Origin of the sequence: Rubinisphaera italica (genome assembly GCF_007859715.1) — a bacterium.
Lineage (GTDB): Bacteria > Planctomycetota > Planctomycetia > Planctomycetales > Planctomycetaceae > Rubinisphaera > Rubinisphaera italica.
This window is the reverse complement of the sequence record NZ_SJPG01000001.1, coordinates 865,232-889,746: the sequence shown is the minus strand read 5'-3', so window position 1 is coordinate 889,746 and position 24,515 is coordinate 865,232. Positions and strand designations below refer to the sequence as shown.

17 protein-coding genes, 1 tRNA gene and 1 riboswitch are annotated in these 24,515 nt (G+C 49.1%); of the genes, 11 read left to right on the top strand and 7 right to left on the bottom strand.

From position 1 onward, the window contains the following. The first annotated feature begins 74 nt into the window (after positions 1 to 74). The gene (locus Pan54_RS03450; protein ID WP_146502176.1) at positions 75 to 920 is read left to right on the top strand and encodes a sulfite exporter TauE/SafE family protein; all 846 of its coding nucleotides are present in this window, start codon (positions 75 to 77) and stop codon (positions 918 to 920) included. Between the two features lie 147 nt (positions 921 to 1,067). Then, positions 1,068 to 2,066 (top strand): site-2 protease family protein, encoded by a 999-nt coding sequence (locus tag Pan54_RS03445; protein ID WP_146502175.1) that lies wholly within the window; start codon positions 1,068 to 1,070, stop codon positions 2,064 to 2,066. 588 nt (positions 2,067 to 2,654) lie between these two features. Here Pan54_RS03445 and Pan54_RS03440 read toward each other — a convergent pair. Both Pan54_RS03440 and Pan54_RS03435 read right to left on the bottom strand, forming a co-directional pair. Next, positions 2,655 to 2,885, bottom strand: a complete 231-nt coding sequence (locus Pan54_RS03440; RefSeq protein WP_146502174.1) for a hypothetical protein — start codon at positions 2,883 to 2,885, stop codon at positions 2,655 to 2,657. Then, positions 2,878 to 4,257, bottom strand: a complete 1,380-nt coding sequence (locus tag Pan54_RS03435) for an excinuclease ABC subunit UvrC (RefSeq protein ID WP_146502173.1) — start codon at positions 4,255 to 4,257, stop codon at positions 2,878 to 2,880. Before Pan54_RS03435 ends, Pan54_RS03440 begins: the two co-directional genes overlap by 8 nt. 149 nt (positions 4,258 to 4,406) lie before the next feature. Between Pan54_RS03435 and rph the strand changes: the two genes are divergently transcribed. Further along, positions 4,407 to 5,159 carry a ribonuclease PH gene (rph, locus tag Pan54_RS03430; protein WP_146502172.1) on the top strand — a complete coding sequence of 251 codons (753 nt, stop codon included), beginning with the start codon at positions 4,407 to 4,409 and terminating at the stop codon, positions 5,157 to 5,159. Between the two features lie 121 nt (positions 5,160 to 5,280). Then, complete coding sequence (locus Pan54_RS03425) at positions 5,281 to 6,288, top strand: hypothetical protein (protein WP_146502171.1); 1,008 nt, start codon at positions 5,281 to 5,283, stop codon at positions 6,286 to 6,288. 83 nt (positions 6,289 to 6,371) lie between these two features. On the opposite strand, the gene Pan54_RS26025 is transcribed toward Pan54_RS03425, so the two are convergent. Continuing rightward, positions 6,372 to 7,253, bottom strand: a complete 882-nt coding sequence (locus Pan54_RS26025) for a hypothetical protein (protein ID WP_207310028.1) — start codon at positions 7,251 to 7,253, stop codon at positions 6,372 to 6,374. A gap of 232 nt (positions 7,254 to 7,485) precedes the next feature. Then, positions 7,486 to 7,682, top strand: a riboswitch (cobalamin riboswitch). 221 nt (positions 7,683 to 7,903) lie between these two features. Here Pan54_RS26025 and Pan54_RS03415 point away from each other — a divergent pair. The 4 genes from Pan54_RS03415 to Pan54_RS03400 all read left to right on the top strand — a co-directional run bounded on the left by Pan54_RS03415 (position 7,904) and on the right by Pan54_RS03400 (position 16,666). Next, positions 7,904 to 8,773 carry a DUF1559 family PulG-like putative transporter gene (locus tag Pan54_RS03415; RefSeq protein ID WP_146502170.1) on the top strand — a complete coding sequence of 290 codons (870 nt, stop codon included), beginning with the start codon at positions 7,904 to 7,906 and terminating at the stop codon, positions 8,771 to 8,773. 212 nt (positions 8,774 to 8,985) lie between these two features. Beyond that, positions 8,986 to 9,651 carry a DUF6580 family putative transport protein gene (locus tag Pan54_RS03410; protein ID WP_146502169.1) on the top strand — a complete coding sequence of 222 codons (666 nt, stop codon included), beginning with the start codon at positions 8,986 to 8,988 and terminating at the stop codon, positions 9,649 to 9,651. Positions 9,652 to 10,017: 366 nt separating this feature from the next. Next, positions 10,018 to 15,132: a DUF1549 domain-containing protein gene (locus Pan54_RS03405; RefSeq protein ID WP_146502168.1), complete on the top strand. Its 5,115-nt coding sequence runs from the start codon at positions 10,018 to 10,020 to the stop codon at positions 15,130 to 15,132. Positions 15,133 to 15,190: 58 nt separating this feature from the next. Beyond that, on the top strand, positions 15,191 to 16,666 hold the full coding sequence (locus Pan54_RS03400; protein WP_146502167.1) for a DUF1501 domain-containing protein: 1,476 nt from the start codon (positions 15,191 to 15,193) through the stop codon (positions 16,664 to 16,666). Between the two features lie 174 nt (positions 16,667 to 16,840). Here the strand turns inward: Pan54_RS03400 and Pan54_RS03395 are convergent, their stop codons facing one another. Next, positions 16,841 to 17,047 (bottom strand): hypothetical protein, encoded by a 207-nt coding sequence (locus Pan54_RS03395; protein ID WP_146502166.1) that lies wholly within the window; start codon positions 17,045 to 17,047, stop codon positions 16,841 to 16,843. A 228-nt stretch (positions 17,048 to 17,275) separates the two neighbouring features. Between Pan54_RS03395 and Pan54_RS03390 the strand changes: the two genes are divergently transcribed. Further along, positions 17,276 to 18,157: an Ldh family oxidoreductase gene (locus tag Pan54_RS03390; protein WP_146502165.1), complete on the top strand. Its 882-nt coding sequence runs from the start codon at positions 17,276 to 17,278 to the stop codon at positions 18,155 to 18,157. A 101-nt stretch (positions 18,158 to 18,258) separates the two neighbouring features. Continuing rightward, positions 18,259 to 18,332, top strand: a tRNA-Arg gene (locus Pan54_RS03385). Between the two features lie 166 nt (positions 18,333 to 18,498). Here Pan54_RS03385 and Pan54_RS03380 read toward each other — a convergent pair. Both Pan54_RS03380 and Pan54_RS03375 read right to left on the bottom strand, forming a co-directional pair. Beyond that, positions 18,499 to 20,001 carry an aldehyde dehydrogenase family protein gene (locus Pan54_RS03380; RefSeq protein ID WP_146502164.1) on the bottom strand — a complete coding sequence of 501 codons (1,503 nt, stop codon included), beginning with the start codon at positions 19,999 to 20,001 and terminating at the stop codon, positions 18,499 to 18,501. 284 nt (positions 20,002 to 20,285) lie between these two features. Beyond that, the gene (locus Pan54_RS03375) at positions 20,286 to 20,948 is read right to left on the bottom strand and encodes an HAD family hydrolase (RefSeq protein WP_146502163.1); all 663 of its coding nucleotides are present in this window, start codon (positions 20,946 to 20,948) and stop codon (positions 20,286 to 20,288) included. Positions 20,949 to 21,096: 148 nt separating this feature from the next. Here Pan54_RS03375 and glgA point away from each other — a divergent pair, with 148 nt between their 5' ends. Further along, complete coding sequence (gene glgA / locus Pan54_RS03370; protein ID WP_146502162.1) at positions 21,097 to 22,581, top strand: glycogen synthase GlgA; 1,485 nt, start codon at positions 21,097 to 21,099, stop codon at positions 22,579 to 22,581. 85 nt (positions 22,582 to 22,666) lie between these two features. Here the strand turns inward: glgA and Pan54_RS03365 are convergent, their stop codons facing one another. Beyond that, positions 22,667 to 24,481, bottom strand: coding sequence for a DEAD/DEAH box helicase (locus Pan54_RS03365; RefSeq protein WP_146502161.1), 1,815 nt, complete (start codon positions 24,479 to 24,481; stop codon positions 22,667 to 22,669). Positions 24,482 to 24,515 lie beyond the last annotated feature (34 nt).

Here is a 24,515-nt window from a genome sequence, read left to right as displayed (position 1 = left end):
CGCTTCGTGCTTGTATCGTTAAAACTTCAATTCATTCGCGCTCACAGTATTATCACGGACGAAATGAGCATTTCATGGAATCATTGATCGTCTTGATTTCCGGAACGGCCACCGGAATCGTAGCCGGTCTGTTTGGAGTGGGGGGGAGTTTTCTGCTGGTCCCCCTGCTGAGTATTACGACGTCGATTCCGATGGAATTGATCGTAGGCAGTTGTGCCTGCCAAGTGCTTGGGCCTGCCACTGCTGCATCGCTCTCATTTCGGCAACGGCGGCGCGACTTGCGGATTCCCTTCATACTGATGGGAGGAATTATCGCAGGCACGCTGTGGGGATCCGCTTCGCTCAATCAATTGAAGGAACAGATTGGCTCGAATGCGGATTCGTTGTCGAATATCGTGCAAATCACGTATCTGGTGCTGCTTTGGTCACTGGGGCTCTTCAGTTTATGGGAATCGATGCTGCATAAACGTGGAAAACTGATTCCAATCGGCTGGGCTCGTCTGAAATGGCTGCGTCCAGTCTGTGAGGTTTTTGGAAGAAACCGTCGGCATCAGGTTTCGATTATTTCCCTCAGTTGGTTCGGCGTCTTTGTCGGTTTTCTTTCCGGTTTCATCGGCTTGAGCGGCGGTGTGATTCTGCTCCCCGGTTTGCATTACGCTTATGGCATTCCCACAAAACGAGCGGCTCGAATGTCGATGCTACTCGTCTGGCTGATTGCGATTCAGGCCACCGTCATTCATGCCACTTATCAGCGTGTCGATCTCCAAACGGTGGTGGTATTGCTGCTTGGCGGAACCTTGGGAGCAAAACTCGGCGTTCAATTGAGCGAGCGGATGTCTGGCGGAGCCCTCAGACAGCATTTTGCCTGGTTACTCCTGATCACGGCTGCCGTGCTGTCGATTTACTCTCTGACAAAATAATTTTTCCTGTCTGAATCCCCTATTTCCTCACTGAATTTTTAAATCGGAATCTCTGAATCCCAACGAACTTTGAATTTCAAGATTGAATAACGCCTCAAGTCATCATAAAATCAAGAGATACCGATTTATCCGCTTCAGGCATTTTACATGCAGCCTTCACATAGCCCATTATTCTGGTCATTTCCCGCTGGTTCGCTATTTGCCACCCGCATTCGGGTCAGTCTGTGGTTTCCGCTGTTATTGTTGATTCTGCTGGTTCGCTTTGATGCGAAAATAGCGATTGCTTTGACAGGCATCTTCCTGTTCAGCACTCTACTTCATGAATTACTGGGGCATGTCCTGGTCGCTCGTTCGACAGGGGGAGACGGCTCGGAAATTATGCTCTGGCCATTTGGAGGACTGGCAACGGTTCGCCCCGCCAATACCTTCAAGTCCCAATTCCTGACAGCATCTGGTGGCCCGTTCACTAACTTTATGATTTGCCTGGTCCTGTTGCCGCCCTTGCTGGCAATTTCTGGTGGCTCTGAAGCTTTCAATCCATTTGTGCTACCCGTCGGTGAATTTACCGCGAAATGGGGTCAGGAGTTAATTGTCCTGATTTTCTTCGTGAATTGGGCTTTGACAATCGTGAACCTGCTGCCCATTTACCCACTCGATGGTGGTCGAATGGTGGAAGCATGCCTGATTGGTCAGGGGACGGCTACCGAGCGAAAAACAATCTGCCTGAAAATAGGAACGGTTGCCGCCATCATCTTTTCAGCGATCGGCTTGATGACCGACAACGTCTGGATTGTCTTTCTGGCTTCAACCTTGCTGGTCATGAACATTCTCGAGGGGGTGAGCGTTCAATACGGCGAAACCTTCGACGATTCCTTCATGGGGTACGACTTTTCCCAAGGATATACCTCACTCGAAAAAAGTGTGGATACGACTCACAAACCAGCCAGAAAAAGTTTCTGGGAACGCCGTCGGGAACGTCGTGAACAGGAGAAAGCCAAGGTTCTTGCCGAACAGCGGCGACGCGATGAAGAACATCTCGATGAACTGCTTGCTAAAGTTCATCAGCAAGGGATGAACTCATTGACTGCCCAGGAAAAGAAATTCCTCGAACGCAAAAGCAAAACCATGCGAACGAAAAATGGCTAACACAGTAGGACAGGCTTCCTGCCTGTCTTTTTTTGGGAAGAACATCCTTGTAAAGACGCGGTAGATGCCATGCTCACGCTTGCCTGAACATCCAATTGGGGATCGCTTTCATTAAATACGCAATCGTTCAGCGGCGTTATAACACATGGCTAGAACGATGAATTTTAATGTCACCCGCAATGCATGCTTGCCCTGCTGCGCGATGCAAGCATGGCACCCAATTCCTCTTCATGAGAATTTGCTACTACAATTTACCCGAGGACTTTTTTGTTTCCAGAGAAGTCGTTAGTGGTATTATCCATTTAATTAACAACAAGATGACTATCGCCGTGGCAGCACTATGCAACAATGGAATTTCGTCTTCCACAAAAAGGGTATATAAACAGTACAGAAGGAAATATATTGTCACGATAGGCAAAATGTGAAAATACCTTTCTCTGAAGAATCTGTTTAGATTTTCAATCCTACTCATCATTCGCCCCTGAACACATTTCACTTCTTTTCAAGGTAGATTGTTCGAACTCTTCGTCCAACAATATTTCGTTGCAACTCCGTTTAAACTGACTATACATTCAATCACATCAATTGTCAGTAGGAATCCGTAGAAACCGGTATCGGGATGCGGTCTTTCGGAAAATTGTCGAAGTCAGGGTTCTGCTTCATCAGTGCAAAGATGGCGATGACCATCAGTACGAGTGGTATCAGACAGATCCCAACCAGATAGGCCATGAACGTCCAGTCACGGGACGTGATATTCTCGGAATGAGGATCGAACTCGAGTTTTGAGGATTTCGCATCCTGAGGTTGAGAACTATTCATCGAATGTCGATTTTCTGCGAAGGATGTGGTGGTAATGCTGGGCGAAACGGTGAGATTCATCGCGCACATATTGCAGCAGGCGGAGTCCGTAGGAATGTCGGGAGACTTTTTTCGGTTGGGATTCGCCGGGGATGTAGATTTCTTCTTCGCGCTTAGCGAGAGAAATTGTCATCGGAGGTTCGATATCAATCGCCCGCATCGCTTCCAGAGCGGCATTCAATTGGCCTTTGCCGCCATCGATCAGCAGTAAATCCGGGAATGATTCTCCAGCTTTTTGCAGTCCCCGCATGCGTCGAGAAACCACTTCTCGCATTGAGGCAAAATCATCCACACCGGCGACAGTCCTAATTTTGTAGCGACGGTATCCATGCTTGAACGGCAGACCATCAATAAACTGCACCAGAGAGGCCACCGTTTCACCTCCCTGCAAATGTGCGATATCCATCCCTTCAATTCTGCGAGGAAGTTCCGACAGATTGAGGATTTTCTTCAGCCCCGCCATTCCCTTTTTCGGATCGATGTAGAAAACTTCAGGTTGTTGATCGGTTTGAATATCGCCGCGTAATTCAATCTTTTTGAGCGAGTTGATCTGGTCTCGAATCGCAGCTGCTTTTTCGAACTGCAGATCTTTAGAGGCCTGCTGCATCTCTTTTTCCAGATCGCGATAGAGTTTTGTTCGTTGACCGTCGAGAAAAAGTTTCAGCTTTTGAATATCTTTGCGATATTCTTCTTTGCTGATCCGAAAATTGCAGGGAGCAGTGCATTGATGAATGCTCGCCAGCAGGCAGGGCCGATACCATTTCCACTTTTCATCACTGGCATCGATATCCAACGAGCAGGTGCGGAACTGAAAGATTTTCTGCAAAACGGTAATCGTTTCGCGAAGTTGACCAGCGGAGGTAAAGGGGCCGTAGAGTTTGGAATTTTTGTCTCGGGGGGCCCGCGTAAATTCGACCCGTGGGAAATCTTCCCGGGTTGTAATCTCCAGATAGGGAAATGTTTTGTCGTCTTTGAGTTCTGTGTTGAAGCGGGGCTGGATATCTTTAATGAGCCGGGCTTCGAGTAAGAGGGCATCGACTTCCGATTCGGTTGAGATGTAGTCGATATCGACAATGGCGGTCACGAGTTCAGCCGTGCGTCGTTCTGTCTTAGCCGCAGCCAGAAAATAACTTCCGGCTCGACTGCGTAAATTGACTGCTTTACCGACGTAAATCACACGATCCTCAGCATCTTTCATCAAATAGACACCGGGAGTGGTTGGGAATTGCCGTACTTTTTCATTCGGCAAGAGCACCAAATTCTCAGAGCTAACCGTTTCGCCCGTCTCCGCAGGCAAATTGTCTTTGGGCAAATTGTCTGTCGTTTCATCCATGTCAGTATTATAGACAATAATAGTGAAGAGAGAATCTTGAGTCTGAAATTCGATATTTTGGGAAGCTTATGTCTGGCGTGTTGCTCAGTGAGTAGGGAACCATTAAAAGTATTCTGACACGACAATTAACGATTTAAGGATAATCAGACATGCGACACGATGGACGCCAGGTGAATCAATTACGACCGATTGAAGTACGACGACAATTTACCGATTCCAGTCCGGGATCAGTTTACATCAAAGCGGGACGAACAACATTATTGTGCACAGCCAGTGTCGATCTTGAAGTCCCCCCATGGAAGAAGCACGAAGAGAATCCTTCGGGCTGGGTGACCGCTGAGTACAACATGCTGCCGGGAAGTACTTCTCCACGAAAACGTCGAGATCGGACCAAAGTGGATGGACGTTCCACTGAAATCCAACGGCTGATTGGTCGCAGTTTACGCGCGGTTGTCGATTTTCAGGCCCTTGGCCCGCGAACGATTACTATCGACTGTGATGTTCTAGAAGCCGACGGCGGAACCAGGACTCTTGGAATCACAGGAGGTTTCATCGCTCTCGTCGATGCGTTGCTCTGGTTACGGAAACAGGATCCAACATGTGATATCCAGAAGATTCTGGTTGATACCGTTGCCGCTGTGAGTGTTGGAATTTGCGAAGGCGTCCCACTGCTCGACTTGAATTATATCGAAGACAGCACCGCTGAGGTCGATTTGAATGTTGTGATGACCGGCTCAGGTCAGTTTGTAGAGATTCAGGGAACTGCTGAGCAGCGGACTTTTTCGCACGATCAACTGCAAAAACAGCTCGCGCTGGCTGGGGATGGGATTGTAGAATTGACACGAATTCAGCGGGATATCTTCGGGGAAAACTGGCCTCTGGACCAAAATCCCTCAAGTTGATACAACTCGCTTCATTCACTCAAGCAGTTTCTTTGGTGAACCCCACCCACCCGAGCCATCCTGGCTCGTCTCGTTAGAAGTTTACCTCGTCCATTCCGCCATCGCCAGAACGGAGTCTGTCATGCGCGTCCGCATTATCTGTATGTTCTTCGCCGCATTAATCAGCGTCGCCGGAGCAAGTCCAACCCAGGCCGGCATTGAAGCTGTCAAAGGGAAAAAATACACCTTGACCAAAAAACATGGCCCCTGGATGGTCATGGTCGCTGTGTTCAGCGAACTCCCTGAAGAGTTGCGCAATGAAGGAATGAATTCTGAACAAGCAGCAGATGAGCTCGTTTATGAATTACGCACTAAAGGAATTCCCGCATACACCTATCGTCGGGATCAGAAGTTAGAATCGATTGATACTACGAATCGCCTGAATCAAGTCGAGAAACGTCAATACAAACTCGATACAGAAATTTGCGTTCTGGCAGGCAATTACAGCAGCATTGAAAGTGAAGACTCCTTAGGAAAGCGAACTCTAGAGTGGATTAAGGATTATAATCCGTCTTGTCTTAATAATACTGCAGTTTACAGACCAATCCCTGGACAATCTGGCCCGTTGGGAGGAGCGTTTTTGAGTGTGAACCCAATGCTGAATCCAGAAGAAGTGAAACGCCGTCAGCGGGATCCTGAGATCATTCGATTCAATTCGAAGACGGAATTTTCCCTCTTGGACAATCCTGGGAAATACTCAGTGGTCGTAGCATCATTCTATGGAAATTCAGTAACACAAGTCGGTGGCGACTCTTCAAGCTCTAAAAAAGAACTCGGACGTGGCGGGCTCGATCTGGCCGAATTCCAGGCTTGGCAAGTCATGAAAGCATTGCGAGAACGAGGCATGGATGCGTATGTCTTTCATGATCGAAAAAAATCGATTGTCACCGTTGGTGAATTCGATTCCTCAAATGATCCTGGTGTGCAAACTGTCTTCAAAACATTTACGGCTCAGTGGAAGCCTGATCCCGCAACTGGTCAGCCAAAATTGCTGGCAGAATCTCTGGTGTTATCAACGCAAAGCGGCGAGCAGTGGTTGTGCACGTTTGATCCAAAACCGAAAATGATTGAAGTGCCTTACAAGCATTGATCAAACATAATAAATAAGAAAAGAGCCGGATGACGCTATGTGTCAGCCCGGCTCTTTTTATTGTTCACGCAAAAATAATTCTATTATGGAGCAGGTGTCTCGGCAGGTGCTGGTGTCTCAGTCGGTGCTGGAGTCTCAGCAGGTGCTGGCTTATCAGCTGGAGCAGGAGTTTCAGCCGGTGCAGGAGTCTCTGTCGGAGCCGGTGTTGCTGCAGGAGCCGGAGTTTCGGCTGGTGCTGGTGTTTCCTTAGGTGCAGGTGTCTCAGCAGGAGTCGGTGTTTCTGCAGGTGGTGTTGTCACGGGAGCAGGTGTTTCTGCTGTGGGCGGTGGTGTCTCTTTTACTGGAGCAGGAGTTTCAGTAGTTGCAGCTGGCTTGGGCATATCGGCATGGTCGTGATCGTCATGACCTTCATCGCCATGGTCGTGATCGTCATGACCTTCATCGCCGTGATCGTGATCGCCATGATCGTGGTCGGCGTGGTCGCCACTCGGGTGGATGTGTGCAGAATACTCTTCGTCAGCAATCGTCACTTTAAGATTTCCATGCAGCGTTTCACTAGACACGCCTTCGGGAAGAGCTCCATCGAGTACAAACTGAGAAGCCATGCCTTCTGCTTCGCCTTCCTGTGGCATCGCTTTGAGGGAAATCGGACCAGCTTCTTCATCTACAAGAGTAATGCTGTCCGCTTTAGCAGCAGCTGCATTTTCTGCGTGAGCACCCAGGATATATACGGTCATTTTGGGATCGGCATCCGCAAAAACAATCTCTGCTGAGTAGGCATGTTCGCCCAGTTCGACGAGAAAACCGCCGTGAGGTGCAGTGTGAGCATGGTCGTGATCGTGATCGTGATCCTCGACCATGTCGCTGTCGGTGACTTCACGATATTCTTTGGGTTTGCTGCAGCCAATCAGGCTGACGGCCAGTAAACCACAACAAAAAAGTTCAATCCCATGATGGAAGCGCATCTCAGTCTCTCCGGTGCAAATTTCGCAAAGTCAGGTTCGTAGAATCAGGCAACACACCGTCACCTTCACAGTTGATCATACCGACACTCTTCTGCACATACAAATTCACAATCGTGTATTCGTCATGAAATCGAAAAGTGGTATTGGTTATGACGTTGTGTTCACAGATTCGATTATCTCAATGTGTTGTGATAACGCAGCAGCGAACATTGCAGTCTGATGAACTGTCGATATACTGACATGCGACACGGGTGCCTGCCGGCTTGTTGCCAGAGCGGGAGAATAGGGAAAACGGTGCAATTCCGTTGCGGTGCCGCCGCTGTAACCGGGGATGCGATTCTCAATCCACTGCCTTCAATCGTGAGGTGGGAAGGGAGAACTCGCAAACGAACCGGGAGCCAGAAGACCTGCCCGAATGTTGGTTTTATTCTGCCCTTTCGAGCAAAAGGATGACAGCTATGCAAACTGAGTACTCAGAATTTGGATCTTCCTGAGAGTTTCGTGCTAACGAATTTTCGTTGGCAACCTGTCGTTCATAACGACATCGAAACTCGAATGGCATCTATGGAGATGCTATTCCGCGCATTGTATGCGCTCTCATTCCTCATCAATGATTTGATGAGAGATTTATCTTTACAGGAAGACCTCTCATGCAGAACAAGAACATTGCGCAGAACAACTCTGCGTCCCCCCGCGCGTTTACACTGATTGAACTTCTGGTCGTGATTGCGATCATTGCTGTGCTGGTCGCGTTATTACTCCCAGCCGTGCAGCAGGCCCGAGCTGCGGCTCGGAGAACACAATGCAAAAGTCAGCTCAAGCAAATTGTCCTGGCTATGCACAACTATGCCGATGTGTATAACGAACAACTCATCGCTTACAAGATCGATGATGCTCAGGAAATCGCCTACAATACGGGCGCTTCCGGAACTCGAGGTTCCATCAATTACTGGTTCGGCAAAGTCGATTACACGCTCCCAGCCGATCAGCAATACGATTTCGCTGCTGGACCTCTGGCTCCGTATATCGAAAGTAACAGTGCAGTATTTCAATGTCCCGATTTAGGGCCGAGTCAGATCGACCATCTTCGTTTTGGCAAACCCGCCTGTGGCTACGCCTATAATGGACACTATCTGAGCTACGGCATCAATTACGACTATTCTGCCTACCCGGCCGTGACGGTCTCTAAAGAACCTGTCACTCGAAAATTCCGCGATGTCCAGTCGACAACGCAAACAATCGCCTTTGCCGACTCGGCTGTCTATAATACATGGGACTATTTTCCCGATGAACATCTCGTCGAAAATCCCTTACTGGAACCTCCTTCAAATACTCAACCTTCTGTGCATTTCCGACATCACAATTCCGCGAATGTTGCGTATCTGGATGGACATGTCGAATCCGAGATTCCGAGCCAGATTCAATTGCCCGTCTGGTTCACGACTGCACAGGTCGAAGCGAACCGGAAAAATCATCTGGGCTTTGTCGGCGATGATGATTCGAAATACGATCGTGAGTAATTGAATGTTTATTGTGGAACACTGTGTTTTGAGCACTGTGTTCCACATGATTTCAATTAACCGCAAAGATCACAAAGGACACTTAGCACAACCAATGGCTCATCGCATCCTTTGCGATCTTTGTGGTTATCAATTATTCTGTACTCTGAATCAAACTTTATTATCAGGCATTGTCCTGATTAGTAGATAGAACTGAATAAGAAATCATTGTCATGAAAAACGAAAATATAAAAACACCACTAACCGCTGGCCGAATCATTTGTCTGGCTGCTCTTGTGCTGCTCGCATTGGTTGCCAAAGTGATGCCCTATGCAATTTACCGGATGGGTTGGCAGTTGGATCCTACCGATATTGGTTCCTACATCTGGAATTTCTCCCCGTTGATGCCATTAGCAATTGTGGCTGGCGCGAGCCTGCCGCGAAATCTGGCGATCGCTTTGCCATTGGGAACCTGGTTTGCGGGTGATTTGCTGATCGGGGTTGTCTCCGGCCATATGGAATGGGCATTTTATCCTCATCAACCTCTCATTTATGGACTGGTGATTGGTCTGGTTGCACTTGGTCTACTGGGAGCGAAATATGTTCGCAGCGAAACGTTTAGCGAGCGAACACTGGTCAATGTTTCGAGTGGATTAATTGGAGCGACACTCTTTTTCCTGGTGTCGAACTCGTTGATCTGGGCTTTGGGTGATGAAATGAATTACTCGAAAACCCTCGGCGGTTTAATGGAATGCTTTATGATGGCGGTGCCGTTTTATCGGGCTTCCTTAGTCAGTATGGTTGTGTTTGTTCCGATTTTCATGGCGATTCTAGCTCCGAGCCGTGAACTGGAAGCTCAGAGAGAGGCAGAATTGAACCGTCAATTGGCTGACTCTTGAAAAATTTTCAAGACTTATCTTGAATTTATTGATTTTGTCATCCATAATAATAGATATGAACCTGCCTGCCGAATTGAGTGATTCGGCTACCGCACCTGTTGGGGCGTTCCGTAGGCGAAATTAAAGATTCTTTGATTTCGTACTCGCCAAATTCAGGTCACCCACTCCCGTGCCGCAATTGAGAGGACCTCAACCAAAGCGCGGACGCCTTGCAGCGGATCGGCATTACTTAACGACGTTTGTTTCGTACGATCTTCGTTAGATGAGTTGATGTCCGTTCCCGATGCCTGCTTAAATGCGTGCCTGTTGCTGCACGCACCTGCATCCACCGGACAGTCGCTCGCTGCCGAAGTTTGGATAACGCCAATGATTAATGCACGCACACCTTCCCTCCTGCTGTTGATCGCTGCCATTGCGATAACGCCCCGCCTTCATGCTGAAGAGACCCCCGGAGCCGACGCTGCTCAGCAATCTGTCAGCTATCACACACAAATCAAACCGATCTTCCAGGCTCATTGCCAGGGCTGCCATCAGCCTGCCAAGCCACTCGGTGACTATATTATGACCGATTTTCAATCGCTCCTTAAAGGGGGCGAATCGGAATCGGCTGCGATTGTTGCTGGGGATGCCACGGCCAGTTATCTGCTGGATCAGATCACGCCGGTTGACGGTGTAGCCGCAATGCCGAAGGAAAAGGCTCCGCTTTCCCCCGAACAAATTGGATTGGTGAAAAGCTGGATTGAGCAGGGAGCAATCGACGATACTCCTGCTTCAGCCATTGCCGTGTACGATGCCGCCCATCCCCCTGTATACAGCCGACCTCCAGTCACGACAGCGATCGATTATTCACCAGATGGCAAGTTGTTAGCTGCTGCGGGACATCATGAAGTGCTGATTCATCATGCCGATGGCAGCGGAATTATGGCGCGCTTGATTGGCGTTTCCGATCGGATTGAATCGGTCAAGTTCTCTCCTGATGGAACGAAACTGGCCGTCACTGGCGGTGCTCCCGCTCGTATGGGAGAAGTTCAGGTTTGGGATGTCGCGACTAAGAAACTGATGACTTCCGTGCAGGTGACTTTCGATACGGTTTATGGAGCCAGCTGGTCTCCGGATGGAACAAAAATCGCTTTTGGTTGTGCAGATAACACTTTGCGTGTCATTGAAGCAGCCACCGGTAAAGAAGTTCTCTTCCAGGGTTCGCACGGCGACTGGGTTCTCGATACGACTTTTTCCATTGATGGTGAACACGTCGTTTCAGTTGGCCGCGATCAAACAGCTAAGCTCATCGAATTCGAAACCCAACGATTTGTCGATAACATTACTTCCATCACGCCGGGAGCCCTCAAAGGGGGATTGGCGGCTGTCGAAACCCATCCAGAACGAAATGAAATTCTCATCGGGGGAGCCGATGGAGTGCCGCGAACGTATCGCATGGAACGCTTGACGAAACGCGTGATTGGTGACGATGCCAATCTGGTTCGCGAACTCCCTGCAACCTCCGGTCGAATCTTTGATGTCGCTTACAGTCCCGATGCGTCTCAACTGGCGGTTGTCAGCAGCGATAACGGGACGGGTTATCTGACAGTCTATCAGTACGGCGTCGATGGCGGACTTCCCGATGAGATCAAAAAGATTCTCGAAGAGCGTGTTGCCAGCCGAAAACCCGAACAGAAGAAGTTGATCGAGGAGTTACGGGGTGAAGGCGTTAAGTTGATTTCCAAAAAGCAGATTCCCGGAAGCGGTTGCTATGCATTAGCTTACAATCCTGATGGAAAGCAGATCGCAGTCGCCAGTACCGATGGCAACCTGCGAATTTTCGATGCGGGTACGGTCGAGCAGACTCAGGAGTTTGCCATTTATCCGACGACAGGCGAGCAGACTCAACTGGCAGTAAGCTCTACCGACTGGAAGTTCGGAAACTTGAATCCAGCAACGGATGAGAAATCAGAAGTGACTGCTGAGATTGCATCGATTGCGATCACTCCAGCTGAAATTCAATTCAACGATCCTCTCGATTATGCTCAGCTGGTCGTGATGGCAACATTGAAATCGGGCGATCAAATTGATGTCACTCGCTCGGTGAAATTCACCGTCAATGAGAAGTTTGCCTCTATTGATTCCCTTGGCTTGCTGCAACCTCGATCTAATGGTCAAACAGAAGTTAAAGTATCCATTCAAGGTCTTGAAGCCTCTTTGCCAGTCACGATTTCTCAGCAGGATGCAGGCTTAAATGTCGATTACGTTCACGATGTCATGCCAGTGCTTTCCAAGCTGGGCTGTAATCAGGGGACCTGTCACGGTTCTGCCCAGGGAAAAGCCGGTTTCAAACTTTCCCTGCGGGGTTACGACCCCATTTTCGACGTGCGGGCATTGACCGACGATCATGCCTCACGCCGTATGAACGCCGCTGCTCCCGATGAATCGTTGATGCTTCTCAAAGCGATTGGTGGAGTGCCGCATGTGGGCGGGCAGTTAATCACTGCCGATCACAAATACTATCAGCTCCTCAGAAACTGGATTGCCGGCGGAGCCGAACTTGATCTGAAAACACCGCGTGTGGTTTCGATTGATGTCTTCCCGAAAAACCCGACGATTCAGTCGATCAACTCCAAACAACAGGTCCGCGTTGTTGCCACCTATGCCGATGGGGCACAACGGGATGTCACTTATGAATCGTTTATCGAAAGTGGAAATACGGAAGTGGCCACGATCAACAGCAGTGGACTTTTAACTTCCATTCGCCGTGGAGAAGCACCGATTCTGGCTCGACATGAAGGCGCCTATGCCGCGACGACTTTAACCGTCATGGGAGATCGAGATGAGTTTGTCTGGCAGGATCCGCCAACCTTTAACGAGATTGATGAACTGGTGGCCAATAAATGGCAGCGTATGAAGATTCAGCCTTCTCAACTGACTTCCGATGCAGAATTCATGCGACGAGTTACGCTCGATTTAACGGGACTGCCTCCGACAGCGGAAGCCGTAGAAGCGTTTATCGCCGACCAGCGTCCGACTCAGGAAAAACGGGATCGCTATATCGACTATCTGGTCGGTTCAGAAGACTACATCGCCCACTTCACCAACAAATGGGCGAACCTGCTGCAGGTGAATGGAAAGTTCCTCGGACGTGAAGGAGCCAATCTGTTCCGCGAGTGGATTCAAACACAAATCGCAGAGAACCGTCCTTATGATGAATTTGTTCAGGAAATCCTGACGGCATCCGGTTCCAACAAAGCGAATCCTCCTGCCTCATATTTCAAGGTTCTTCGAGATCCTGAAAACACGATGGAAAATACGACACACCTGTTTCTGGGAGTGCGTTTCAACTGCAATAAATGCCACGACCATCCTTTTGAAAAATGGACCCAGGATCAATACTATGAAACGGCAGCCTTCTTCGCTCAGGTGGGATTAAAAGCCGATCCGGAAGCCAAAGGCAAAAAATTAGGTGGGACAGCTGTGGAATCGGGCAAACCACTTTATGAAATTGTCGTCGACCAGAAACAGGGAGATGTCACTCATCAACGAACAAACGAAATCGCTCCTCCGACATTCCCCTATGAAAGCACATTTGAAACTGCAGAAGACGCGACCCGTCGTGAACAACTCGCAGCTTGGATGATCGCTCCCGATAACCGCTATTTTGCCCGCAGCTATGTCAATCGTTTATGGGGGCATCTGTTCGGAATGGGAATTATCGAACCGGTCGATGACATACGAGCAGGCAATCCACCGACGAATCCGGAGTTGCTCGACTATCTGACTGAAGAGTTCATCAATTCCGATTTTGATGTTCAGCACGCTTTGCGTCTGATCTGCAAATCGAGAACCTATCAATTATCGATCGCAACAAATCGCTGGAATGAAGATGACACCATCAACTTCTCCCACGCCCAGGCTCGTCGCCTGCCAGCGGAGACGTTGTTCGATGCCATTCATCAGGTGACGGGTTCACAAAGTCATATTCCAGGAGTTCCAGCAGGAACACGGGCTGCGGCTTTATCGGATTCCCAAATTAAACTGGAAGATGGTTTCCTGAGTAACTTCGGGCGCCCGAATCGCGAAAGCGCTTGCGAATGTGAACGCTCCAACGAAGTTCAACTCGGACCGATCATGGCGATGGTTAGCGGAAAAACAGTCGCGGATGCGATTGCCGATCCGAATAATGCGATTCCGAAACTTGTTAACTCGATTCCCGGTAATCAGGAATTGATCGATGCCCTTTATCTGAAAATTCTGAATCGACCTGCCACCGTCAAGGAAATTGAAGTCGCACTGCCGATTTTCGAAACCGTTGCTGAGTCCCATCAGGAACTTGAACAGAAGCTGGCAGAGAAAGAAGCCTGGTGGAAATCAATCCGGGATCAGAAAGAGCAGGAACGTCTTGCTAAAATTCAAAAAGCTGAGAAGACACTTGCAGATTATAAAATCGAATTGGCTCCCAAACGGGAACTCGCCGAGCAGGAACGCCAGAAGAAGATTAAACAAGCCGAGGCGAATCTGGCCAAACATTCCGAATCGATTGAACAGCCTCTGCAGGAGTGGATCGCCAAACAACAGTCTGAAGCCAGCGTTGAGTGGCAGGTGTTGCGTCCAACTTCTCTGGTCGCTTCCAATAAAGCCGATCTGAAACTTCAGGAAGACGGTTCGATTATTGCCTCTGTTAAGCCAGGCTTGGGCTCTTACGAGTTGATTGCTCAAACAGATTTGTCAAAAGTGACGGCCATTCGACTCGAAGCACTCACTGATCCTTCACTCCCAGGGAATGGTCCGGGGCTGGGTGGCGGAAACTTTGTGTTGACCGAATTCGAAGTCTTCAAAAGTGACCTTTCCAAAGAGAAGCCTGTTCCGCATCAATTAATGTTGCAGAATGCTCAGGCTGATTTCAGTCAGGGAAATTACGATGTCAAAACGGCTATAGATGGTCAAATCAAACCAAACGCAAATGGATGGGCGGTCTCGCCACAGCAGGGAAAAACTCACTGGGCCACGTTTGAAATTAAAAATCCTACACCTGTGTCGGGTGCGTCTGAGTTTAAATTTATCCTCAAGCAAAACTATCAGGATAAAAATCACTGGTTGGGAAGATTCCGTATTTCGGTCACGTCGGCGGAACCGAAAATTCCGCTCGGCTTACCGCACGAAGTCCAGGCTCTTATCAAACTGGCTCCTGAAGAACGTACTCCCGAACAGACTGCGACTCTGGTCGAGTTCTATCAGCGATTCGATGACAAATACATCGCCCTCAAACAGGCAGTCGCTGAAGCGAAGAAACCTCTTCCTCCCGATGCACAATTGCAGAATCTGGAAGCAAGTTTAGTCGCCGCGAAAGAGCCCGTTAAGGATGCACTGAGCGTCGTTCAGCTTCGAGCCGACTTCGAGATGAGTAAAAAACTGACTGAGAATCAACGCCTGACTGCTGCTCAGGATTTAACCTGGGCCTTGATCAATAGTCCTTCATTCCTGTTTAACCGATAAGACGTATCGAGCCGCTTAACACCTGACAATTCAACCATTCAATTCATTGGAGAAAACGATGTTTACTGTCAAAGGCCAAAAAGGTAAGGATGTCTGTGATCGCAATCTCGGACCAACCCGGCGCGATGTCCTACGAATCGGCGGATCGGGAATGCTTGGCTTGAGTCTTGGCTCAATGCTGGAATTGCAATCTGCCTCTGCCAACGAACCAATTGCCCACCAATCAGCTCCCGGCTGGGGCAAAGCCAAAAGTATCATCATGGTTTACCTGCAGGGTGGACCGAGTCATATTGACCTGTGGGATCCAAAAGAAAACGTACCCGACAAAGTCAAAAGTGAATTCGCGTCCATCGACACCGTCGTGCCGGGCGTCAAAGTGACGGAAATCCTGCCGAAACTCGCCAAGGAACTCGACAAAACCACACTCATTCGCTCAATGAGTTACACACCAAACGGCTTGTTCAATCACACTGCTGCCATCTATCAGATGATGACCGGTTATACGACTGATAAAGTCAGTCCTTCCGGGCAGTTGGAACCACCATCTCCGAAAGATTTTCCAAACTTTGGTTCGAACATCATTCGTATCAAACCTTCTGAAGTCCCGATGCTCCCCTTCGTTATGCTGCCTCGCCCACTGCAGGAAAGTAATGTTGTTGGTAAGGGAGGGACTGCAGGATTTCTCGGTAAAGCGTTCGATCCTTACACGCTCTATCCCGATGGCGATGACATGGATATGAGCAAGATGGAGAAGATCAAGATCGACGATCTGAAACTCCGCCCGGAAGTTTACGCGTCACGTCTCCAACGCCGTGCCCGACTTCGCGATCAGATTAACGACTTGATGCCCGAGATCGATAAAGCGGTCGCTCATTCCAGTCTGAACGAGTATTACGACCGGGCACTTGAACTGATTGTTTCAGGCCGTGCCCGCGATGCGTTTATGCTTGATCAGGAAGCCTCCGACTTGCGAGATCGATACGGTCGCAATACGTTTGGGCAAAGTTGCCTTCTGGCTCGTCGTCTTGTTGAAGCAGGCACACGAGTCGTCGAAGTTATCTGGCCGAAGGTCGCGAACTCCAACAATCACTCCTGGGATCATCACACCGGTTTGACTAAACGTATGAAAGATCAATCTGGCCCAATGCTCGATGGCGGATTATCCACTCTGATTGCCGATCTCAATGAGCGAGGCATGCTGGAAGATACCCTCGTCGTCGCTGTCGGTGAATTCGGACGAAGTCCGCAAAAGGGTGTCAGTACTTCCGGAAACGGAAACAGTGCTGATGGTCGCGATCACTGGCCTTATTGTTACACCGCATTGATGGCTGGAGCCGGCGTACAGCGAGGAAGTGTCTACGGCAAGTCCGATAAAACGGCTTCTGCTCCATTAGATAAACCAGTCCATCCCGGCGAACTACTCGCCTCGATCTACCACGCCTTCGGCATCAATCCGGAATCGATTGTCTACAATCATCTCAATCAGCCACGGGAGCTTGTCAAAGCCCAGGCTATTCCAGGATTATTTGCCTAAGAATTTAAAGGTTTGCCTGTATTTCCATGTCGACTCACTGATCAATTTGATCAGTGAGTTTTTTTATTGCACGAATTGATATTTAGACCAAGTCTACTTTTGCGATATCAGCTGGCGACGCGAAAACATCTGTATTGGTAGGCTGGAATGTGATACAATTAAGCGGAATGCGTTCTAAGTGTTCTTTTCGGCTGAGAGCATAGCCGCGGTCCCAATGATGGCTGTTGCTACCCAGGCCGTGATCCCCAGCGAGACCTCACCGGACACGACCGCAGTCACTGTGGCAGCGATCGCTACGCAAATTGTCGTCACTCCTGCCATCACAATCTTTAATTTCGCGACCTTCTGACATGTGGTATTTGATGCTGAGTTTTCCGTCATCATTTCTCCAGTAACGTCTGATAATTGTCAGGTCACAATTTTTATCATAACCCTGTTAAAAGGATCTCCCAGTTCAGTCTCTTCCTGGCTGTTTCATTCACCCCGCAGGTGCACAAGCTACCACGACGGGAGTTTCTCTGGTGGAGTTTCCTTGCGGATTGATTTAGAATAAACGTAATCAACTGACCAAGCACACTGACAATAATTATAGAAACCACAAGGCTCATCATGACTGCTATTGAAATGTGCAAACTTCTCAGCGCAATCCTCATCAAAAAAGGGATGTATGCGGTTGAGTCGGATATCGTCGCTCAAAGGATGATTGATGCCGACATCATGGGACGGAGTGAATTTGGATGTTTGAGCATCATCGAATCGGTGAAGTCGATCGATTTGGGCGATATTGACCCTCGGGCACTCTCGATGATTAAATCGGACACTCCCGCGACCGCCTGGATCGATGCCAATGAAGGTATGGGACATGTTGCAGCCTCAAAAGGTTCTACGGAAGCAGTCCAGAAAGCCAAAGCCGTCGGAATTGGAGCGGTTGTCATTTCGAACAGTCAAAATCTGGGAAGCCCGCTCGTTTATGCCCGACTGATCGCTCAAGCAGGAATGATTGGCTGCTGCCTGACCTGTCCTCCGGCTTCGCCAGCTGTTGAAGATGAACTGGAAGAACAGACTTTTTTTGGTCGGCAGCCTGCCGCTTTTGCTGTCCCAGCACATGAGGCAACCATTGGCTATGAATTTTCCTTTGGAGCGGACCGCCCGCTTCGACATCAAATTCCAGCCGAACTCTCTACATCTCTTGGCCTATTGCAATGTCTGCTAACCAGTGGTTTGTCAGGTGCAAAAACGCCTCCGGAAAAAACTCGCGGACCGCTTCACGAACGATTCGAGCATTTTATTATTGCCATCGACCCGGCTGCCTTTGCTGGTCCCGAAAAACTGGCGAAAACCGTTGAGTCGCTGGTGAAGCATGTCGACTCTCAGGAAAATTCTCCTGCTTATCGAGCAGCCATTACAGAAAGTCCCTTCCTCCCTGAGGAAAGTACGCTCCTGCAAATTAACGAACTGGCAGAACGACTCCGTATTTCCATCGTAAAATAGCCAAATGTATTCAAACAAATTCCGGGTGCAATCTTATTTCTCGATTGATAAACTGCTTCCTTTATGGATGTGTTGAATTGGAATCACAATGATTCCGTCTTGCGCCTGTAGCTCAGTAGGATAGAGCGACGGTTTCCTAAACCGTAGGTCGTGGGTTCGAATCCCGCCAGGTGCATTTGTAACAATCGTGTTTGGAATGGACCCAAATGTTTTTTATGGGGTTCTATTGAGAATAGGGTTTAGACCATTTTCATATGGATACTGCACTCGCATTGGCAGCAAATGTAAGCAAAATGCTGTGTTTGCTTCTGCTGAACGCTACAGGTAATTTTGAATATGCTCTAGATCTGAATACAGACCGATTTTGTCTGCAGATAATTCTCCAGTGAGGCATGCCCCATTTCCCGCCCCCAACCGGATTGTTTATATCCGCCAAAGGGAAGAGCCGCGTCGAAGATGCTGTAACAATTGATCCAGACGGTTCCTGCCTTGACCGCTTTAGCAAGTCGATGAGCTTTGGAGATATCGCGAGTCCAGATTCCAGCTGCCAGTCCGTAAGCAGACTCGTTGGCTCGACAAGCGATTTCAGAATCGTTTTCGAAGGACATCGCTGCTACCACCGGACCGAAAATTTCCTCACGGACGACAGACATTTCAGCAGTGGCATTCTTTAACACTGTTGGCTGGACGAAGTAGCCGGGGCGATCCAGACTGGCTCCTCCTGCAGACACTTCTGCACCTGCTTCGAGACCTGCCTTGAGATACCCTGTCACACGTTGAAATTGCTCTCGGGAAACCAGTGGCCCCATTTGTGTGGATTCGTGAAATCCGTTGCCTACTTTGAGGTTCTTTGCGATTTCACTAACCCCAGCGACAACGTCGTCGTAGATACCTTTCTGAATAAACAATCGCGAGCCGGCACTGCAAACCTGGCCTTGATTGAAGAAGATCGCGTCGGCTGCGCCGGCAATGGCGAGGTCGAGGTCGGCATCATCGTAGACGACATTCGGGCTTTTTCCGCCCAGTTCCAGAGTCACTTTCTTAAGATTGCCGGCTGCCGAGTTGATAATCAACTTGCCGACTTCCGTTGATCCTGTGAACGCAACTTTGTCTATCTTTTCATGGGAGGCAATTGCAGCGCCAGCTGTCTCGCCAAATCCAGTGATGATATTGACGACTCCATCTGGGATTCCCGCTTCCTGCAAAAGCTCCCCCAGTCGAATAGCAGAAAGTGGTGTCTGTTCTGCTGGTTTCAAAATGATTGTGCAACCAGTCGCCAATGCCGGCCCCAGTTTCCAGGCTGCCATCAGTAAAGGAAAATTCCAGGGAATGATCTGTCCGACAACTCCGATGGGTTCTTTCAGAGTAAAGGCATGAAATTCCTGATCGGGAGCATACGGAACATTCAGGGGAATCGTATTCCCTTCAATTTTTGTGGCCCAGCCAGCCATATAGCGAAACATATCGGCTGCTAAAGCGACATCGGCCGCTTTGGCAATGCTGAATGGCTTTCCGTTATCCAGTGTTTCCAGCTGAGCCAATTCAACGGCATGTTCTTCAATCAACTCGCCAACTTTCCAGATGAGCCGACTGCGGTCAGAAGCGGTCATCTTCGACCAGGGACCATCATCAAAAGCCTTGCGAGCAGCCGAGACTGCCAGATCCACATCAGCAGATTCCCCTTCTGCAACTTGAGCAATGACCTGATCGGTCGCAGGATCATAAACATCAAATGTTTTTCCACTGCCGGCAGCGACCCACTGACCATCGATTAAGAGTTTCTTTGGGGCGCTCAGAAATGATTGAAGGGATTCCGGAACAGATGATGAGACAGACGTCGACATGAGGTTCTCCTGTTAACTGATAACTACGCGTGGGTTTTCCCAAGCGGAATGGATCGGTGGATATTGATCAGTATATCAGAGATTGACGTGAAGATTAATTCTGTCCTACAGATTATTGAACAATCCAAGTCTGATTGCATCTTCGTTTTATTGTAGACGAGTCGCTGGGTGGCACGTCCCAAAACGAAGTGATGGGCGTGGGGATTGAACAAGACGACACTCAGTTCTCCCATGATGAGGCTTTTTCTCGTTATCAGAAGTCCAGTTTCCATTATGATTCTGGTTTAGCTCCACAGAAGGCTCATCAGGAGTTCCGGAGTGACCTCCTCCAGATGATCAATCAGCAAATCAGCGGACTTGAGCTCTTCCTTTGTTCGACCCCGGCTGACAAAACCGATCGACTTCATCCCCGCAGCTCGAGCCGCTTCGATTCCATGTGTTGCATCTTCTATGACTACGCAATTCTTTGCAGGGACCTGTATCCGTTCAGCAGCGATGAGGAAAACTTCGGGATCGGGTTTGCCACACGAGACGTCATTTCCAGAAATTGCAGCTTGAATTTGATCCTGAATCCCCAGTTTTTCAATTGCCAGATTCACATTTTCCAAAGGTCCTGAAGAGCCCAGTGCGATATGCCAGCCAATTTGATGCAGATTGTGTATCAATGCTCTTGCATGTGGCATTTCCGGGAATTCGGTGGCAATAATTTGACGATAAAGATCTTCTTTCTCGTCATCAAGCTTACGATAATCGTCTTCGCTCAAATTCGCATCCGCCCATTGAGCCTCGAGGACTTCTCGAGTTGTTCGACCGAACTGATCAGCAAACTCTGTTTCGCTGCAAGTCCGACCGTGGTTTTCAGCAAGCAAATTCCAGCTCTGATAGTGAGATTCATATGAATCGACAAGAACGCCATCAATGTCGAAAATCACCGCATGATTGTGCATATCATTCGCTTTCTCAGGGGCATTATGTTGATACGATCAAAGAAGTGTAGAATTCTTAACAGAAAACACTCCGTGTGTTGGCAATTCTACTCAAAAAATATTAGTTTGTACTGACATCCTTCGAGATCCAACTTTTGGAATGCCCGCCATGAAGATACTGATGACAGCCTCTGAAGCCGTCCCGTTTGCAAAGACCGGGGGATTAGCAGATGTTGCCTCAGCACTTTGCCGCTCACTCGATCAGGCGGGACACGAAGTCCTGCTCGTTCTGCCGCATTATCCACAGTTATTGCCACATGGGGCACGCCAGAGATTTCAAATTGAACCGATTGGCGAAGAATTCAGTTTACCCGTTGGTCCCAGAAAGTCGAAAGGCTCCTTTCTTTCTGCTAAATTACCCAACTCAAATGTTCAGGTTCTCCTGGTCGATCAACCCGATTATTTCGATCGCCCCTCGCCTTACGTCTACGAGAACATTCCTTACGAGGATAACTGTGAACGATTTGTCTTTTTCAGCCGGGCAATTGTTGAGGTGATGAAACAGTTCGGTCCCTACGATATTGTCCACGCAAACGATTGGCAAACGGGACTGTTACCTGCATTGATCGATATTGAAGCCCGCAAACAAAGTGCAGCCATTCAACGTACCGGGACCGTCTTTACGATTCACAACCTTGCCTTCCAGGGAAGATTCTGGCACTGGGACATGGTTCTTACCGGCTTGGACTGGAAGTATTTTAACTGGAAGCAAATGGAGTTCTTCGGGGATTTGAACCTGCTAAAAACGGGGATCGTGTTTGCCGATATGGTGACAACCGTCAGCCCGACTTATGCCCGTGAAATTCAATCCCCCGATTTCGGCTGGGGACTCGACCCTGCCCTTTCCGGACGTGGAGATTCGCTGGTGGGGATTCTCAATGGTGTCGACACCGACATCTGGCATCCTGAAAATGACCGCTTCATCAAGTGCAACTACAATGCAGAGACGGTGGAAGAGAAGAAGGCAATCTGTAAGGCTGATCTGCAAAAGACATTAGGATTACCTGAAAAGCCGGACGCTCCTATCGTAGCCATGATTTCCCGCATGTCTCAGCAGAAGGGATTCGATCTGCTCAAAAAAGCAGGCGACCGATTACTCAATAACGATGCTCAGTTCGTTTTCCTGGGCACGGGAGAACGGAGCTTCGAGCAGTTCGTCAAAGAACTTTCGCAAACTTATCCGAATCGAGTTGCCAGCTTGGTTCGCTTTGACGAAGAATTGGCTCATAAAATTGAAGCGGGTTCGGATCTGTTTTTAATGCCCAGTGAATTCGAACCATGCGGCTTAAATCAACTGTATTCCATGCTCTATGGCACGGTCCCTGTTGTGCATGCCGTGGGAGGACTAGCGGATTCTGTCGTTCCTGTCTCTCCAGAAACACTGGCAGAAAAGACGGCAACAGGCTTTAGTTTTGAACGCTACAGCGCCGAAGCGTTTTTAACCGCTTTTGAAGCCGCCTTGGCCGCCTATCGTGATCCTGAACTCTGGCAACAAATTCGACTCAACGGTATGAAACAGGATTTATCCTGGGATAACATCGCCAAAGAATATGTTCGAGTTTACGAACGAGCCATCAATAAACACGCGAAATAAGATACAAGCACGAAGCGCAAGCGAGTGTGTCGTCGTACCGTTTTTGCACACTCGCTTGCGCTTCGTGCTTGTATGATTCTCACCGTCAAGCGGCCTTCGGCCCGATTGATTTTATCCCTTTCGAGGCTCTGGCTTTCAAATCGAACAGTCCGAAGACTTCCGCGGCGTTCATGGAAAGTGATGTCGTTGAAGTGTCTCCCTCGCCAAGGACTTTTTCGAAGATCTCCCGCTTTTGCTGCAACACGAGATCGATCCTTTGTTCAATCGTATTTTGACAAATAAAGCGTGTGACAATCACCGGATTCTTCACCCCGATTCGATGAGCCCGGTTGATCGCCTGATCTTCAATCGCGGGATTCCACCAGCGATCGTACAAAAACACATACTGTGAAAATTGCAGATTCAAGCCGACCGCTCCTGTGCCATAGCTCATGAGCAGAAGATGACTGTTCGGATCTTCCTTGAACTGTTTCAGAATCGGCTCCCGTTTTTTCGTCGGCACACCACCATGGTAAACCAGCGTTCCAAACTGCTTGGTTCGTTCATACAGCCAGTCGATTGTTTTCGTCCATTGACTGAACAAAATCGCTTTCGCACCGCTGGCTGCGATTTCTTCCATGTCTGCCAGTAAACGCTCCAGCTTGCATGATTCTCCCGTCAGCGGATCGTAATTTGTAATCTGCTTCAATCGCATGACGAGTTCAAAGACATGCTGAATCGTGATCTCATCTCCTAGGTCATTCAACTGCACCACGCCATCACTCTCGGCAATTTGATAAGCAGATTGCTGAGCCGGGGAAAGATCGAGCAAGGCATCTCGATCCAATCGGGGAGGCATATCCGGTTGGACGAGATCTTTGGTCCGCCTGAGGATATACACTTCGGCCAGTTTTTTGAGTTGTCGCAAATCGGGGTTCGAGCGGGGCGGGACAACGCCCATAAACTCAAACAACGAAGCCAGCTCTTCCGGTCGGTTTTCAATCGGTGTTCCGGTCAGTGACCAGGATCGTCGTCTTGGAATTCGCCGAATGACCTGTGACGTGACAGAATCCCGGTTTTTGATGCGCTGCGATTCATCAAGCACCACCAGATCAAACTTCGGCATCTCTTCGTCTTCAAGATTCTGCAAATCCCGTGCGAGGATCTCGTAATTTGTCAGGAGAATTGGGATCGAGGACATCTGCCACAGCATTTTGCGACGAGCACCATCCCCCTCCATCTGGGTAACCGGCAACTCCTCTGCCCACAATTTGAATTCTCTCTGCCAGTTGGGAATTAGTGGTTTGGGACAAACCATCAGCACACGCCGCACCTGCCCGCTTCGTAGCAGTAAGCGGACAGCGGTAATTGTCTGCATTGTTTTCCCCAGCCCCATTTCATCAGCCAGCAGGGCCGATTTCTGTGCGAACAGCCAGGCAATTCCTTCATACTGGTAGGAAAAGGGTTCAAAGGGCATGACCAGTTCCTGACCAGACAGCCAGTTTTCCAGAGGCGGTTGCAGAATGTAGAAGAGCCTATCTTCCATCGAAAGCAGATCATCCGGCGGCTTGATTCGCGTCGGCTTCTTAGTGGGGCGTTTCTGATCGCCCTCGTTCTCCGCCCCCGGCGGCTTCAAACTCCGCAAAGGTTCGCGTTCTTTACCTTCAGCCTTGGGCTGCTGAAACTCGATGATATCGGGAAACGCAATCTGCAGTGTCTGTGGCTTCTGCCAGTAAGGTTTCCAGGAAGGGACAAACCCGGGGCGAGTCAAGAGTTTCTGCTCATTGACTCCGACTTGTGGCCAGCGTTTCAGAGCTCCGTTGGCTCCACTGGCCAGTGATTGGACTTTCAACTCTTTGCGGATCTGATCGACACGCGGAGCTGGCAGGAGCAGGGGAGATTTTTCATTCGTATTGTTCAACGTGGCTGCCTCATCCTTGAGTGCATTGATCGTG